Annotated in this window: 14 protein-coding genes; 9 read left to right on the top strand and 5 right to left on the bottom strand. The window is 46.7% G+C overall.

The features are described from left to right. The first annotated feature begins 252 nt into the window (after positions 1-252). Together SO_RS21765 and SO_RS21760 are read left to right on the top strand one after the other, a co-directional pair. Complete coding sequence (locus tag SO_RS21765) at positions 253-1,323, top strand: glycosyltransferase (protein ID WP_011074273.1); 1,071 nt, start codon at positions 253-255, stop codon at positions 1,321-1,323. A 285-nt stretch (positions 1,324-1,608) separates the two neighbouring features. Then, positions 1,609-2,787, top strand: coding sequence for a glycosyltransferase family 4 protein (locus SO_RS21760; RefSeq protein ID WP_011074272.1), 1,179 nt, complete (start codon positions 1,609-1,611; stop codon positions 2,785-2,787). A gap of 35 nt (positions 2,788-2,822) precedes the next feature. On the opposite strand, the gene SO_RS21755 is transcribed toward SO_RS21760, so the two are convergent. From SO_RS21755 to SO_RS21745, 3 genes are read right to left on the bottom strand one after another with little or no spacing between them, the layout of a single operon-like run. Beyond that, positions 2,823-3,899, bottom strand: coding sequence for a CDP-glycerol--glycerophosphate glycerophosphotransferase (locus tag SO_RS21755; RefSeq protein ID WP_011074271.1), 1,077 nt, complete (start codon positions 3,897-3,899; stop codon positions 2,823-2,825). 19 nt (positions 3,900-3,918) lie between these two features. Beyond that, positions 3,919-5,004, bottom strand: coding sequence for a glycosyltransferase (locus SO_RS21750; protein WP_011074270.1), 1,086 nt, complete (start codon positions 5,002-5,004; stop codon positions 3,919-3,921). Positions 5,005-5,056: 52 nt separating this feature from the next. Continuing rightward, complete coding sequence (locus tag SO_RS21745) at positions 5,057-6,100, bottom strand: glycosyltransferase family 9 protein (RefSeq protein ID WP_011074269.1); 1,044 nt, start codon at positions 6,098-6,100, stop codon at positions 5,057-5,059. Positions 6,101-6,188: 88 nt separating this feature from the next. Between SO_RS21745 and SO_RS21740 the strand changes: the two genes are divergently transcribed. Beyond that, on the top strand, positions 6,189-6,941 hold the full coding sequence (locus SO_RS21740; RefSeq protein WP_011074268.1) for a 3-deoxy-D-manno-octulosonic acid kinase: 753 nt from the start codon (positions 6,189-6,191) through the stop codon (positions 6,939-6,941). Between the two features lie 15 nt (positions 6,942-6,956). Here the strand turns inward: SO_RS21740 and waaA are convergent, their stop codons facing one another. Further along, entirely contained in the window at positions 6,957-8,231 is a 1,275-nt protein-coding gene (gene waaA / locus SO_RS21735) for a lipid IV(A) 3-deoxy-D-manno-octulosonic acid transferase (protein WP_011074267.1), read from the bottom strand. A gap of 300 nt (positions 8,232-8,531) precedes the next feature. Here waaA and SO_RS21730 point away from each other — a divergent pair, with 300 nt between their 5' ends. The 5 genes from SO_RS21730 (at position 8,532) to glpG (ending at position 12,938) form a co-directional block, all read left to right on the top strand. After that, on the top strand, positions 8,532-9,179 hold the full coding sequence (locus SO_RS21730) for a TetR/AcrR family transcriptional regulator (protein WP_011074266.1): 648 nt from the start codon (positions 8,532-8,534) through the stop codon (positions 9,177-9,179). A gap of 285 nt (positions 9,180-9,464) precedes the next feature. Beyond that, positions 9,465-10,658 (top strand): glycine C-acetyltransferase, encoded by a 1,194-nt coding sequence (locus tag SO_RS21725; RefSeq protein ID WP_011074265.1) that lies wholly within the window; start codon positions 9,465-9,467, stop codon positions 10,656-10,658. A gap of 11 nt (positions 10,659-10,669) precedes the next feature. Next, on the top strand, positions 10,670-11,695 hold the full coding sequence (gene tdh / locus SO_RS21720) for an L-threonine 3-dehydrogenase (protein WP_011074264.1): 1,026 nt from the start codon (positions 10,670-10,672) through the stop codon (positions 11,693-11,695). 98 nt (positions 11,696-11,793) lie between these two features. Next, positions 11,794-12,099 (top strand): thiosulfate sulfurtransferase GlpE, encoded by a 306-nt coding sequence (gene glpE / locus SO_RS21715; RefSeq protein WP_011074263.1) that lies wholly within the window; start codon positions 11,794-11,796, stop codon positions 12,097-12,099. Further along, entirely contained in the window at positions 12,096-12,938 is an 843-nt protein-coding gene (glpG, locus tag SO_RS21710) for a rhomboid family intramembrane serine protease GlpG (protein ID WP_011074262.1), read from the top strand. Before glpE ends, glpG begins: the two co-directional genes overlap by 4 nt. Before the next feature lie 79 nt (positions 12,939-13,017). Here the strand turns inward: glpG and elbB are convergent, their stop codons facing one another. Next, positions 13,018-13,674 (bottom strand): isoprenoid biosynthesis glyoxalase ElbB, encoded by a 657-nt coding sequence (gene elbB, locus SO_RS21705; protein ID WP_011074261.1) that lies wholly within the window; start codon positions 13,672-13,674, stop codon positions 13,018-13,020. Between the two features lie 385 nt (positions 13,675-14,059). Between elbB and polA the strand changes: the two genes are divergently transcribed. Further along, entirely contained in the window at positions 14,060-16,828 is a 2,769-nt protein-coding gene (polA, locus tag SO_RS21700; protein ID WP_011074260.1) for a DNA polymerase I, read from the top strand. Positions 16,829-16,953 lie beyond the last annotated feature (125 nt).

Genomic DNA, 16,953 nt, shown 5'->3' with positions numbered 1-16,953 from the left:
TACCTAAAAATCATTGCCACCAGTCTACTCGTTTTAGCCACTTGAGTGAATCTTCCAGATAAAAACCACCAAAAATCCCATTAAAAATTGAAATACTGGCAAGAATTCCTCGGATTAAGCCCATGTAAAGGCATGAACTGATATAATACCGACTTGCAATATATTGGATTAAGTAGGCAATGGTTTTCATCCAACCGAGGAGGATTAAAACCATACTGCAACCGATTAAGTCCACGTAATCAGAGCACTTATATGAAAAAAATCGCCATTTTTTGCCATAACTTTTTCTCGAATGGCACGGTCAAAATTGCCTTATCTCAGGCCGAAGTGCTGCAGGAAGCCGGGCAAGATGTTCACCTCTTTGTGTTCCATAAAGAGGGAGATTTTATGCCGCCAGAAAATGTGACGATTCATTACCTGTATGACGCCGGCCAAAAGCCAAGCCTACAGGAACAAAGACAACACCTGAAGGCCAAGGTGGCCGAAGCGGAACAATCAGGTAAGTTCTCGCTATTTTTAAGTAACTCGACCGACTGCGATGTAGTTGTATCGGGTTGCGACTTCGAACCCTGCTACTACTTTTGCCATTGCGCCCTTAAGCAAGAGCTATTGATGGAATTAAAGCGCGGTCCAGTGCATTTCTGGCGCCGCTGGAAAAAAGCCAAGGCACTGATAGGCAAAAAAATCATCACAGTTTCGAATGGTATTGCAGACGAACTAAGAGCCACTTCTTGGCTCAAGCCGCAAAGCGTCCAGACAATCTACAATCCCTTTAGATTAGAGGAAATCCGCAAGAAGACTCAGGAAGTTATTGCCGAAATCCCAAACGTGCCTTATATGATCCATGTCGGCCGCGTGACACGGCAAAAGCGCCACGATATTTTGTTTAAGGCACTTAGGGATATGCCAACAGCCCCTAAGCTTGTCCTGCTGTGCAACCGCCCCAAGAAGGCACGCAAACTGGCCAAGAAATACGGTGTCGAACACAGAATCATCACTCCAGGGTTTCAACACAATCCCTACGCCTGGATTGCCAAAGCCGAGTTGATGTTACTCAGCTCAGATTTTGAAGGCTTACCGACCGTTGTAATTGAGTCTTTAGCCTGTGGTACGCCTGTCGTCAGTACTGATTGCCCACACGGGCCCAATGAAATTCTCACAGGGCATTTAGCACAATATCTCGTCCCCGTTCGCCAACCCGCGCTGCTGGCGCAAAAGGCACTAGAGTGCTTAGCCTCACCACCTGCTTTAGACAATCTAGAAATATTAAAGGCAGTAGACAGCCAATATATTGCCGCTCAATATATTAACTTAGCGCAATAAATTACCATTTTTAATTAAAGTCGCAACAAATTGATACAGAGTGGGTGCGCATTAAATTTTTACATAACAATTGTATCAATTATGTTTTTGATTCAATTAATCACCCTAATGCTTTTATTAAACTGATACAAATTAAACACATTTAAAAAAACTAGCTATATAAAACTCCGTTCTGTATTAATAAAATAATTATTTAATTGATCAGCAGAATTAAAAACCTCAAAATACTCGTCTTCGAATAAATTTGTCTCACAAATGGACTTTGTGAGTATTTTTGGGGTAATTATGGGTAAACTAAAGGTCGCTTTATTAGTCGATGAATATTTTGGTGGTACAGGTACAGGTACAGTGTACGGTGGATACGGCTTTCTTGCCCGTCATCTGATCGCCAAACACTTACCCAATGAGAATATTGAAGTAGAAGTACTGATAAAGAAAGATTGTAGTAAACAGCGCTTAATTCCTCGTCGTTATATGATTGATGGTATCAAAGTGTATCGTCTTGCTGCTAAGTTTATGGATTTTCTTAATATTAGATTCTTAAAAAAGAAAAACTATGATCTTTTCTTATCCATCGAAATGACGACACATTCCTATCGAATTCTTAAAACAATCCCAAATATCGATAAAAAACTGTTGTTCTGGGTTCAAGATCCGCGCCCCGATTACGAGTGGGACGAGATTAATACCGTAAAACTTTTTCCTGAGAAAAGTTATTGGGATAGCAACATTTATCAGTTTGTCCACGACCTATGGGCCGCGGGTAAAGTTTCCTTTATTTCTCAAGCACGTTTTCTCGATAGAAAAGCGCGGGATCTTTACAACCTCGACGATAAAACCGAGATCAAATACTTACCTAATCCTATCGAAATCGATCACAGCTTCGATGTCGAAACCCATCTGAAGAAAAATCACATTATCTTCCTCGGCCGTATCGAGTCGGTTAAGCGTGGCTGGTTGTTCTGTGAGATTGCCAAACTGATGCCAGAATATGAGTTTTTCATGCTTGGTCAATCCTTCAGACAGTCCAAGAAAAACCAATCCATCATGAATAACTACCTTGATATTCCTAACTTACACTTTGTAGGACATGTTGAGGGCGAGAAAAAAGCACAGTTGATTAAGGACGCTAAAATTTTAGTGAACACCTCAATCCACGAGGCACTACCAATTTCGTTTTTGGAAGCCCTATCCTACGGAACGCTGCTCGTGAGCTGTCGTGATCCAGATGAACTCACCAGCCAATTTGGAGTATTTACCGGCACGGTATTAGGGGATGGTTTCGATAAAGTCCCACTCTTTGTCGACGGTATCCGCCATTTGATGGAAAACGAGCCGCTACGCCGAGAGCTGGCGCTAAAAGCGGTTAACTACATCAAAGCTAACCACAGCATTGAAGATTTTCAGAAAAACATGCAAGAAATTATCTTTAAGCTGGTCGAAGAGACTAAAGCGCAAAGCTAAAAACAAGGCCGACACTATGTCGGCCTTACTTTTTCTTAAAACAATTTCCAATAGCCTAACTTGCGGCGCATTTTAAAGTGTCGCAGTAGGTTCAATGGCTTAGGTTTAAGCCAAGCGGTTCCCTTATCGATCAGAGCATCGGTCGCCGCGAGTACACGCTGGCTCGACTGACCATCTCCCGTAGGGTGGATTTGATTACAATAATCATGGATATGCGCCATCAAATCATCGGTGCGGCTGAGCGCTCTAGTGATTGCAGGTTCAATCTCTTCGACTCGGTTAATATCGATTAAATGCGCCTTCGGTGACTGATTTTTAAAGGTCACTACAGGCTTACGCTGCATTAAAAACATCAATAAAATCGACGAGGTATCGCAGAGCATCACATCTCCTGCCTGCAGAAGCGGGATCACGTTGTCGGTTTCCACAAACTGGAGATTTTCATTTTCGAGAGTCTTATATTGCTCAACAATACTTGGCTTCATCTTAGGATGGAATTGTACTAACCAGCGCCACTGGCTCTTTTGCGACAGGGCTTTTATCTGCTCGAATACCTCAGGCGCACAGGTCAGACTGGGGGAGAATGTCGAGCAAAACAGCACTACTGGCCGTGGATCATCGGGCTTAATGTAAGGATTGTCTTTATTTTCAATAAATAAAGGATCGAGCGCTGGCCAGCCCGTTTCGGCTACGGTAAAGGTGCCGAATTTTTTCTCTAGCTCAAGGAAAGGTAGCGTCGTCGCCGGCCCTTGGGTGCAATACAGGTCAAAGCAATCGCGGATTTCGAAGTGATCTTCTCGCCCCTTATGATTCATTTTGCCCGCGTTAAAACCGTGGAACACCCCTACTTTTACCCCAGGGATAAAACTTGGCACCACGTTACCCGGCACGAACACAGCATCGGGTTTCCACGCCTTAACGGCATCGATATCGGGTAAGCGTTTTTCATCCGCTTTAAGGAATTTGGGGTCGACCTCACGGCCTTCGAGGAACCAACATACCTCATCGCCACGCGCCAGAATCACTTGCTGCAGCGGCCTGAGCATCGCATAGGAATAGTTCTGTGCTATGTACAACAAATAACGTCTTTTGCTTGATTTACGCACTTCCACCGCTTTCTCCTCGGGTAAATTATTTCGCTAGCGCTAGATATTGTTCGGCAATCGCAGTCGCATCCACCTTAGCTAAAATCTCCACATTTTCGAGGGATGGCGGCTGCGCGACTACGGCGTCAATCATCTTCGCCAAGGCCGCAGGATTACGACGGGGCACAAGATAGGGAGCCAGATTTCCGGTCAAAATCTCATTCGGTCCGTGTGGACAATCGGTACTGACCACTGGTGTGCCACAGGCTAAGGATTCGATTAACACCGTCGGCAATCCTTCGAAATCGGAACTCAGCACCAGTGCTTTCGCACGTTTGATCCAAGGAAAAGGATTACTCTGGAATCCAGGAATGATTAAGCGCTCCTCGATGCCGAATTTCTTTGCCGCTTTAATCGCCTTCTTATGGTTATGACATAACAGTACTACGGGTAGCTGATTTTGGGTCTGTTTAAGAGCCTCAAACAACACATCGTGGCGCTTCTGCTTAGCAAAACGTCCCACATGGATCAGATAGTCACCCTGAGGAATTTGCGGATTATCTTGCTGTGACTGAGCAACAATTTCATTAAATTCAAATGGATTGTAGATGGTTCGCATTGATGCTGGGTGCAAACGCCCCTTAGCTTGAATCTCTTTAGCGATGCCATTGGATACAGTGATCAAATGCTGGCCATTAAGTGCCTTTTTCGCCCGCAGTTTCTTGAAGTAGGCGAAGGGGCCTAACTTAAACTGACGACTCAATTCTTCTTCAACCGATGAATGCACAATCACATAGAGTGGTGTCACCCCGGTTTTGGTCATCATCAAATTGGTTTTATCAAGATTGGATAAAAACAGATCGAACTTACCGACTCGGGACTCAATCTCGGCAATCTTTGCCCGTAACTTATCGACCGATGCCCCTAGGCGCCCGAAGTGGTCATAATCTTTATCTTTGTCAGCAAAGCATTGATGAACAGGTAAATTGTCTGGGGTTTCGTAATAACGATTATCTTCCATGACCAAAAAATGCGGCTCATGCCCTAGGCTGATAAACTGCTTTGCCAAGTTAATCATGACCTTCTCGGCTCCACCACCCGCTAAACTGTCGATGGCTATGGCTATCCGCATGATTTTTCTCCTAAACGATAATCTAAAACTCAGGGTGACAGGCTAACAGTGGTTAACTGTGTGTCTGCTGAATAACCTGATCAAATTTATCTATCACTGCTTCAACACTAATGAGCGCCATTAAATCAGCCCCCTTTGCGCGTGTTCCCCATTTCACCTCACCGCTTTGTTGTGAGGCGATGGCCTCCTGATAGGCGCTCACCACATATTGCTGCGATAGGTAAGGCCCGGTGCGGCCAGGATTAGAATGGGCATATAAACCGATGACAGGCGTCCCTTGTGTGACCGCCATATGCGCAGGGCCCGTATCGGGCGCTAACACTAAACTGGCGCGTTTTAGCAGGGCAAGCAATTGAGTCAAACTGGTTTTACCGACTAAATTATCGAGTTTAGCCGGGCATGCCTGCAGAATTTGTTCAGCTAAAGCTTTTTCGAGCGCGGTGGGGCCGCCGCAAAGTATTACCCGATAACCTTTGTTGATCGCATGCTGCGCCACCGCGACATAACGCTTGGGCAACCAATTGCGCTCAGCTTTGCTGGCGGCCGCGCAAATAATCAACACCTTTTCACCCTCGGCAATATGGCTTTGGGCAAACTCAGTGTCCGCCTTGGGCACCGGAATATTCCACTGGGGCGTAAGATCGCTTACGCCAATCGCCTTGGCAAAACCCATAAAGCCATCGAGCACATGAGGCTGGGCTAAAGGTTCAACCCGATAATTAGTGACCAGCCATTGGCCTTCTTTGGCGCGGGTACGATCAAAACCAACCCGCACTTTGGCCGAAATCGCGAGGGATGCCAAGGTCGCACGCAGCGCCACTTGCATATGCAGCAGCACATCAAAGCGACGGCCTTTCAATGCCTTATGCAGATAAAAATAGCTACGCCAGCCTTGGGATTTATCGAAAATCACAAACTCAATACCGGGCAAGTGCTTCAGTAACTGATATTCAAGTTTGCCTATCACCCAAGTGATCGTTAAATGGGGATATTGGCGCTGAATGGCCTGCACCATCGCCACGGCATGACAGACGTCACCGATAGCCGATAGCCTCAGCAGGCAAAGAGAATTCATGGTGTTAATATCTAAACTCAAGCGAATAGCCCTTAAGGTTATTTGGCGCAAGCTGAGGATCTTAATGTAGAATGGCCGCAGGTGCCACGCTTAAGTCAACAAATCTCCGATGAACGCACAAATCAAAATCATAAATACTGCCAATGGCTATATGGCACTTTGCCAAGATACGCCAGAGGACATCACGCCGGCTTGGTTCTCGGTCGATTTTTGGCGCGAAAAATCTGCAGTTGTGGGGTCATCCAAGGGCCGCTATACCACTTGGTTTGTAGCATTTGAGCACAGTCATTGGGTACTGCGGCATTACTGGCGCGGCGGCATGATGGAAAAATTCAGTAAAGACGCTTACTTCTACACGGGGCTTGAAAACACTCGCGCCATGGGCGAATTAAGGTTGCTCGATGCGCTTTACCGCGAACAATTTGCCGTGCCTAAACCCATCGCCGCCAATATTGTGCGCGATGGCCTGTTTTACCGTGCCGACATTATTATTGAGCGGGTCGATGGTGCCGAAGACTTGGTCGCCAAGTTAACTAAAGGCACTATGACTCAAGCACAATGGCATGCACTAGGCGCGACCATTGCGCAGTTTCATCGCCGTGGGGTTTACCATGCCGACTTGAACGCGAAGAATATTTTGTGGCAACCGCAGCAAACGGACAGTGCGCAAGAGCGCTTCTATCTGATTGATTTTGACCGCGGTGAACTTAAAACGCCTAATGCCAAATGGCAAAAGGCGAACCTTGATCGGCTGCTACGCTCGTTTAATAAAGAACAAGGTAAGCAGCCAACACTTGCCTTTACCCCCGCTAACTGGGCTGCATTGCTCGAGGGCTACCACGCAGTAGTCCCTAAAGTCTAACAATACCAGACAGCGTTAGGCTGTTTGGCGCGTGAGTAACAATTCGGCGAGAGCAAACTGACGCTGCAAAGCACCGCGATTGGCTTCCACCACGGCAAGACCAGCTTTTGCCGCTTGCTGGCATAACACTGGCTGCTTAAAATACTGGATCAAGTTTTCAGCCAACTCTTGCCCTGAACTCACAATCCGCAAGCCCCCCGCATCTGCCAGCATTTGAGTAATTTGGGCAAAGTCCCAATGATTCGGCCCCACCATTACAGGTACACCCATGGCCACGGGTTCTAAGGGATTATGGCCGCCATTTTCAATCAAAGTACCGCCAACAAAGGCTTGATCGGCCGCGCCATAAAAGGTTAATAGTTCACCCATGGTATCGCCCACCAGCACTTGCGTCGTGGCAGTAATCGCTTGAGCGTCACTGCGGCGCACATATTCAAAACCTTGGCGAGCGACAACATCTGCCACCGCCGCAAACTGCTCAGGGTGACGCGGCGCAATGATCAGCAGCGCCTCGGGCCACTTGGCGAGCAACCGTTTATGGGCGCTTAACATGGCATCAAACTCACCGGGATGGACACTGCCCGCCACCCACACGGGCGCAGTCTCTTTCCCCCAAGTCTGCCGAAGCTCTCGCGCTAGGGTTAAGCGATCGGGCGTAATACTCAAATCAAACTTCAAACTGCCGCAAACAGTCACTCTGTCAGCAGCAACCCCAAGGTCGATAAAACGCTGCGCCTCGGCTTGAGTCTGCACCGCAATCACATCTAAGCGTTGCAGCATAGGGCGGCTTAATTGCGAACGCTTTGCATATTGCGCCGCCGATTTAGCCGACAGCCTGGCATTGGCGAGCATCAAGCGCACGCCGCGCTTAGCCGCTAGCTCCACCAGATTCGGCCACAACTCAGTTTCCATTATGATGCACCATTTAGGGGACAACTGGCGCAGAAAACGGCTCACACACCAAGGCAAATCGAAGGGCAAATAACAGTGCTGAACTTGGTCGCCAAAGGCTTTGCGTACCTCGGCAGAACCCGTGGGACTGGTGGTGGTAACCGTAATGCTTAGCTCAGGGTGCATTTGCATAATCAAACGGATCAAGGGAATGGCCGCGAGTGTTTCACCCATCGACACCGAGTGGATTAGTAAATCCGTCGGTTTAAGTTGGGCTAATCCGAAGCGTTCCCCCCAACGACCACGATAATCGGGGCTTTTAATGGCTCGAAAAGCCAAATAGGCAAGAAGTAGTGGAGATAAAAGATATAGCAGCGCACTGTAAAAAAATCGATTCATAAAAATCGTGCTTATGAGTTTTTGCCTGATGAATAGTGGCAATGTTAGCATAATATGCCCAAGCGACCTCAAGATACGAGTTTCAGCCTCTCGAAGTTGTTTGCGTATACCAATTGTATTGAATTTTTGTTCGTTGAGCTCAATTCATGCGATTTTAAATTAGGGATAATTTACCAGCAGTGTAGCGGTCGTTGGTTAGCCTTTTTTAATCAATTTTATATCCAAATAACCTAAAGGTACGAGTTGCAGCATCTTCAGGTTTTTTGGGGATATAGCGTTCACTAGCCACTTGGAAAACATATGAAAACCCGCGACAAAATTATTTACGCCAGCCTTGAGCTATTCAATGAACATGGCGAACGAAATATCACCACCAATCATATTGCCGCTCACATGAATATGAGTCCCGGGAATCTTTATTATCACTTCCGTAATAAGGAAGATATTATTCGCTCGATTTTCAGTCTCTACGAGGCGCACCTCGAATCGGGTTTTCAGCCCTATGAGGGCGAGCAAGTCAATGTAGAGCAACTGATCGGCTATTTTGATGCGATGTTTTACACCCTGTGGCAATTCCGTTTTATGTACGCCAATTTGGCCGATATTCTGGCCCGAGATGAAGAATTGAAGAGTCGTTATCTACATGCTCAGCAGCAAGTGCTAACACGCTCGAGTCACGTGCTCGGTAAACTCAAGCAGGATGGTTTTTTAAATATCGATAACGATAAAATCACCGCACTTGCCGATACTATCAAGATGATTGTGAGTTTTTGGATTGGTTATCAACTTACCCAATCAAGCACTTCCACCATCACTAAAGGCATTTTGTACGAAGGGGTATTGCGGGTATTGATGATTTTTAAAGCTTATGCCACGCCGACATCCCAAGCGACCTTTAGTCGCCTAGAACAACATTATCATGAGCTCGCTACTCAAGAATCTCTCTAAACGATTCCCGCCATTTCGCATTTAGCACTAAACTCAACACGTTATGTGTGCTAAATGCGGCCTTATTGCTTGCCATCGCTAATCTCAATCATTTCTCACGATCAAATAAAACCACAGTGCGGCAAATAATGTTAAGCATTAGTTTTTATAATGTAACGACGCCTTTAGCCCTAAACTAATTTATCTGGCTAAGCTGCATGAAAAAAAGGCTGTAGGCCGATAGGGTTTAGCGTTAGAATGCCGCAACTCCCAGAATCAGAATAAAGTTAACTAAGGAGATATCAGGTGGCCTCAACCTCATTCTACGCACAAATTAATCAACAGCTTGCTGATGTTAAAGCCGAAGGTTTATATAAAAGCGAGCGCATTATTGCTTCACCGCAACAGACTGCCATTCAAGTTAATCACCAAGAAGTTGTTAACTTTTGCGCTAACAACTATCTAGGCCTAGCCAATCATCCAGAACTCATCAAAGCCGCCCAACAAGGTTTAGATAGCCACGGCTTTGGTATGGCGTCAGTACGCTTTATTTGCGGCACCCAAGACATTCACAAACAGCTCGAAGCCAGCCTGAGTGAGTTCCTCGGCATGGAAGACACTATTTTGTATTCTTCATGCTTTGACGCCAATGCAGGCTTGTTTGAAACCCTGTTAGATGCCGAAGATGCGATTATCTCCGACGCCTTAAACCATGCCTCAATCATCGATGGTGTGCGTTTATGTAAGGCCAAACGTTTCCGTTACGCTAACAACGATATGGCGGATTTAGAGACGCAATTGATCGCCGCCAAAGCAGCGGGTGCGCGCAATATTTTGATCGCCACTGACGGCGTGTTCTCAATGGACGGCGTAATCGCCAACCTGCAAGGAGTGTGTGACTTAGCCGATAAATACGGCGCACTTGTGATGGTTGACGACTCTCATGCTGTCGGTTTTGTTGGCCAAAATGGTCGCGGCTCCCACGAACACTGCGGCGTGATGGGTCGTGTCGACATCATCACCGGCACCTTAGGCAAAGCCTTAGGCGGTGCATCAGGCGGTTTCACTTCAGGTAAAAAAGAAGTCATCGACTGGTTACGTCAACGCTCTCGCCCATACCTGTTTTCTAACTCATTAGCGCCTTCGATTGTGACAGCGTCTATCCATGTGTTAGAAATGCTCAAATCAGGCCAAGCGCTACGCGAATCGGTATGGGAAAACAGCCGATATTTCCGTGAAAAAATGTCCGCGGCAGGCTTTACCTTAGGCGGTGCCGACCACGCGATTATCCCAGTGATGATTGGCGATGCCAAACTGGCAAGCGACTTCGCTAACCGCTTATTAGCAGAACATATCTACGTGATTGGCTTCTCCTTCCCTGTGGTACCAAAGGGACAAGCCCGTATCCGTACGCAAATGTCGGCGGCTCACACCCGTGAACAACTCGACAAAGCGATTGAAGCCTTTACCCGTATTGCTAAAGAAATGGCGATTATTTAGGACCCTACAATATGAAAGCACTAAGCAAGTTAAAAGCCGAAAAAGGCATTTGGTTAGTCGATGCGCCTAAGCCTGAAATGGGCCATAACGATCTACTGATCAAGATTAAAAAGACCGCCATTTGCGGCACCGACATGCACATCTACAACTGGGACGAATGGTCACAAAAAACCATTCCTGTGCCTATGGTGGTAGGTCACGAGTATGTGGGAGAAGTGGTTGATATCGGGCAAGAAGTTCGCGGCTTTAACATTGGTGACCGTGTTTCTGGCGAAGGCCATATCACCTGCGGCCACTGCCGTAACTGCCGCGCGGGTCGCACCCACTTATGCCGTAACACCTCAGGTGTGGGTGTAAACCGCGAAGGTTCATTTGCCGAATACTTAGTGATCCCAGCGTTTAACGCCTTCAAAATCCCCGATGATATCAGCGACGATTTAGCCTCTATCTTTGATCCATTCGGTAACGCAGTACACACGGCACTGTCATTCGACTTAGTGGGCGAAGATGTGTTGATTACTGGCGCGGGTCCTATCGGTATTATGGCTGCGGCCGTATGTCGCCACGTTGGTGCGCGCCATGTAGTGATCACCGACGTTAACGAATACCGTTTAGAACTGGCCCGTAAAATGGGTGCCACACGTGCCGTAAACGTTGCTCAAGAAAACCTCAAAGACGTGATGAAAGAACTCGGCATGACCGAAGGGTTTGACGTCGGCTTAGAAATGTCTGGCGTACCTTCTGCCTTCCGTGCCATGTTAGATACCATGAACCACGGTGGCAAAATCGCGATGCTCGGTATTCCGGGTGGCGAAATGGCCATTGATTGGAGCAAAGTGATCTTCAAAGGTTTGGTCATTAAAGGCATTTACGGTCGTGAAATGTTCGAAACCTGGTACAAGATGGCAAGCCTTATCCAATCTGGCTTAGATATTTCGCCCATCATTACCCATCACTACAAAATTGATGATTTCCAAAAAGGCTTCGACGCTATGGGCTCGGGCCAATCGGGTAAAGTCATCCTCAGCTGGGATTAATTCCCTTAGCTATGCCAATCATGGGGCTGTACACATGCAGCCCCTTGTTGCACACTAATCCTATCGCTTATCCATTTTTCGTTATTTCAGGGTTTATTATGTCTTCTTTTAAACACTTAAGCGTCAATCAGTTAGTACAAATGACCGAGGCAAAGTCAGTGCAAATCGTCGATATTCGCGATGGAAATAGCTTTAACAATGGCCATATAGATGGCGCATTTAATTTGAATAACGAGAATCTCGCACACTTTATTGGCCAAGCAGATATGGATCGACCCTTAGTGGTGGTTTGTTACCATGGCATCAGTAGCCAAAATGCCGCGCAGTATCTCTGCGAGCAAGGTTTTGATGATGTGTATAGTCTCGATGGTGGCTTCAGTGCTTGGCATGAGGCCAATGCATGATAGAGATTGGCAGACTCCCTAATAGCCGCGCTGCGCAGGCCTTTGTCGATTACCTTAAAGGTGAACGCATTGACTGCCAAATTCAGCCGTTGCCGCAGGGAGTCGCGATTCTGGTTCTTCGCGAGCAAGATGTTGAGCAAGCCCGTAAAGAATTCGCTCACTTTATCGCTCATCCTTACGATAACAAATACTTGCAAGCCTCATGGGAGCACGGTGATACCAATGCTAAGCTCGATTATGGCGCACCATCATTACAGCTTTTTACCCAATTTATCACTGGCGCAGGCCCTATCACTCTAATTATTTTTGGCCTCTGCACACTGATTTATGCCGCCATGAATTTAGGCTTTGCCAGCCCTGTTTACCAAGCACTTTCTTATTTTGGTGCAGTGCCTGGCACGGGTGTTAGCCAATTTTGGCGTGTCTTTACCCCGAGCCTGCTGCACTTTTCGGCCATGCATATCATCTTCAACCTACTTTGGTGGTGGTATCTGGGTGGAAAAATTGAGACTCGCATAGGTACTGCACCACTCCTTATCCTCTTGCTGGTGGCTGGCACTTTGCCCAATGTCGTCCAATACTATGTCAGCGGCCCCAACTTTGGCGGACTGTCGGGTGTGGTCTATGCGGTTGCGGGTTACACTTGGGTCATGGGGCTACGTAAACCAGAGGCGGGCATTGGTTTACCGCCATCCTATATGGGGTTTATGCTGATTTGGCTGGCGTTGGGCTTTACGGATTTTTTAGGTATTTCAGTCGCAAATGGTGCCCATATTGGCGGTTTGCTGATTGGTCTAGCCCAAGGCTGGTTTGATAGCCGCAGTAAGTACGTCCAATAATTTCCCGATATTGATTTCCATACTCTGATACACACATGCAAGGTAAGCGAATCGCTTACCTTGCCGTGTTTAGGCGCAATTATTTAACTAGTTGCAACACTTTAGCGACGAGCTTTTCAATCCCTGAGTGGGCCTCTGCAATATTACCCGCCAGCATATATGCGGGAGTACTGACAATCTTATTCGCTTCATCCACCACGATATCATGCACTGTCGCTGCGTGATGGCTGCCACCCATAAGATTAAATGCCGCGACCGTATCCACATCATTACCAATAGTGCCCTTTGCGCCATGTCCGTATAAACGTGGGATCATCATAGGTGCGATACAAATAAAGCCCACGGGCTTTTTCGCAAGAATAAATTCATTAATAAAATCAGTGACGAGTGGATGAACCTCGCACTCACTACCATTAGTTGCAAAGTTACACAGGTTTTTCGCCGCCCCAAAACCACCGGGGATAATTAACGCATCAAAGGCAGTGATATCGAGTTCTGTGGTTGCCTTTATATCACCACGGGCAATACGCGCTGATTCAACCAGCACATTTCGCGTCGCCGTGTTATCTGCTTCGCCTGTGAAGTGATTAACGACATGCATCTGATTGATATCAGGAGCAAAACACTGATATTGAGCGCCGGCTTTCGATAGAGATAATAGGGTTAAAACCGATTCATGGATCTCTGTTCCATCGAAAACACCGCACCCGCTGAGTAATACTGCGATTTTTTTCATTATAAATATCCTTCTTATGTCATTTGGTTTTAACAAACCGTAAATAAAATAGTTGATCTGCTCAAAAATCATGCTAATTTAGTTCGTCGAATCTAGCGGTCGGTGAAAAATCAGCCAGCCTCTAGATATCTTACGGAGTCAATAAAAAATCCACAAATCAGGAAGATTTTTCAAGAAACAGTAGCGAACTCACACAAATATTATAAAAACATAAAAATCAACAACTTAAAAATATCGCACCAAGCCGTAATCGTCGCCATTATTCACAGTTGACATTTTAACTCACAGAGTTATCCACAGGCTGAGAGTCAATTTGCCGTGGCTGAAACACCGCATCTGTGGCATGCTTACCGCCATCTAAGTCATCGATAATCGAAAATTACTTATGCCGACCATAGCCAATAACCCACTTGTTCTTGTGGATGGATCTTCTTATTTATACCGCGCCTATTATGCGCCTCCTCATCTGACAAACTCAAAGGGCGAAGCAACTGGGGCAGTTTATGGCGTAGTCAATATGCTCCGCAGTTTATTGAGCCGTTACCAGCCTAGCCATATTGCCGTGGTATTTGACGCTAAAGGCAAGACATTTCGCAATGACTTATACCAAGAGTACAAAGCGCATCGCCCACCCATGCCCGATGATTTACGCTCACAAATCGAGCCGCTACACCGTATTATTCGCGCCTTAGGCTTGCCCCTCATTTCCATACCCGGCGTAGAGGCAGATGATGTCATTGGCACTATTGCTCGCCGAGCGAGCCGCGAGAATCGCGCTGTGCTCATTAGTACGGGTGATAAAGATATGGCGCAATTGGTTGATGAAAATATCACGCTAATCAACACCATGACAGATACCATCATGGGGCCAGAAGAAGTCGCAGCCAAATATGGTGTAGGCCCAGACAGAATTATCGATTTCTTAGCGCTGATGGGCGATAAGGCGGATAACATTCCTGGTTTACCAGGTGTTGGCGAAAAAACCGCTTTAGCCATGCTCACGGGTGCCGGAAGCGTGGCTAATCTACTTGCTGAACCTGAAAAAGTCTCTGAATTAGCTTTTAGGGGCTCAAAAACGATGGCGGCGAAGATCATCGATAATGCTGACATGCTAAGACTTTCCTACGAACTGGCCACCATTAAAACCGATGTGGAACTTGAGCAAGATTGGCATGAGCTTACCGCCAAACCCGCAGATCGAGACGAACTGATCAAATGCTACGGCGAAATGGAGTTTAAGCGCTGGCTTGCCGAAATTTTAGATAATAAAGCACCAGCAACCATAGCGACGGCGACTACCACAGTAGAAACCGAAGCAGACACTACGCCAAGTCTCGCACTTGAAACCCAATACGACACGATTTTGACCGAAGCTCAGCTTGATGAGTGGATTGCCAAGCTAAAACAAGCATCACTGTTCGCCGTGGATACCGAGACCACGAGCCTTGACTATATGGTCGCCGAACTGGTTGGCATGTCCTTCGCCGTGGAAGCGGGTAAAGCTGCTTACCTGCCTTTAGCCCACGATTATGTTGGCGCACCTCAACAATTAGATAAGCAGTTTGCGCTCGAAAAATTACGCCCCATTTTAGAAGATGCCAAGCTTAAAAAAGTCGGTCAAAACCTTAAATATGACATCAGTGTATTGGCCAACGCGGGCATTACACTCCAAGGTGTTGCGTTTGACACCATGCTCGAATCCTATGTGTTTAATTCTGTTGCTTCACGCCATGATATGGACGGTTTAGCACTCAAATACCTAGGCCATAAAAATATCGCCTTTGAAGATATTGCTGGCAAAGGAGCGAAACAGCTGACCTTTAACCAAATTTCGTTAGAAACAGCTGCTCCCTATGCGGCGGAAGATGCAGATATTACGCTACGCCTACATCAACACCTGTGGCCAAGGCTCGAAAAAGAAGCTGAATTAGCATCGGTCTTTACAGATATCGAACTGCCACTGATCCATATTCTGTCTGATATTGAGCGCCAAGGTGTCTTTATCGATAGCATGTTGCTCGGTCAACAGAGTGAAGAACTCGCGCGTAAAATCGATGAGCTTGAAACTAAAGCCTATGATATTGCAGGTGAAAAATTCAACTTAAGCTCCCCAAAACAGCTTCAAGTACTATTTTTTGAAAAGCTGGGCTATCCGGTCATCAAAAAGACACCTAAGGGCGCACCATCCACCGCCGAAGAAGTGCTGGTCGAATTAGCATTGGATTTCCCTCTACCAAAGGTGATCTTAGAGCATCGCAGCCTAACAAAATTAAAGAGCACGTATACCGATAAGCTCCCCTTAATGGTGAATGCAAAAACTGGCCGAGTGCATACTAGCTATCATCAAGCGAATGCGGCGACGGGGCGTTTATCATCGAGCGAGCCAAACCTGCAAAATATTCCGATCCGAACCGTAGAAGGCCGTCGTATTCGCCAAGCCTTTATTGCCCCAGAAGGGCGTAAAATTTTAGCCGCTGACTATTCACAGATTGAATTGCGGATCATGGCGCATTTATCCCAAGATGCAGGTCTACTTAACGCTTTTGCCGAAGGTAAAGACATTCACCGCGCCACCGCTGCCGAAGTGTTTGGCACCGACTTTGATAGCGTCACCTCAGAACAGCGTCGCCGCGCTAAGGCCGTTAACTTTGGCCTTATCTATGGCATGTCGGCTTTTGGATTAGCGCGCCAGCTCGACATTCCGCGCAACGAAGCGCAAACCTATATCGACACTTACTTCGCCCGTTATCCAGGAGTATTAAGGTATATGGAAGAAACGCGAGCAAGTGCGGCTGATCTCGGTTACGTATCAACATTATTCGGTCGTCGCCTGTATTTACCCGAAATTCGCGATCGTAATGCAATGCGTCGTCAAGCTGCCGAAAGGGCGGCCATTAACGCACCAATGCAAGGTACTGCCGCAGATATCATCAAAAAAGCGATGATCAGTATTGCCGATTGGATTAAAACTGATACCCAAGGTGAAATCGCCATGATCATGCAAGTCCACGACGAATTAGTGTTCGAGGTCGATGCCGATAAAGCCGAGACGCTCAAACAAAAAGTGTGCGAACTTATGGCTAAAGCGGCAAATCTGGATGTAGAACTCCTAGCAGAAGCGGGGATTGGTGATAACTGGGATGAGGCCCACTAAAATTTAAGTGCCTAGTCGCTTAAATTTTTAGCTCACGCTAAGGCCTATCTTTGACCGATGGGCCTTGTTGTTTTTGATGTGGAAAGAGATAACGCTAACAACAATAACAAAGAGTCGGTAAAACA

The sequence above is a fragment of the Shewanella oneidensis MR-1 genome (assembly GCF_000146165.2).
GTDB classification, from domain to species: domain Bacteria; phylum Pseudomonadota; class Gammaproteobacteria; order Enterobacterales; family Shewanellaceae; genus Shewanella; species Shewanella oneidensis.
This window is presented reverse-complemented; position numbering and strand designations above follow the sequence as displayed.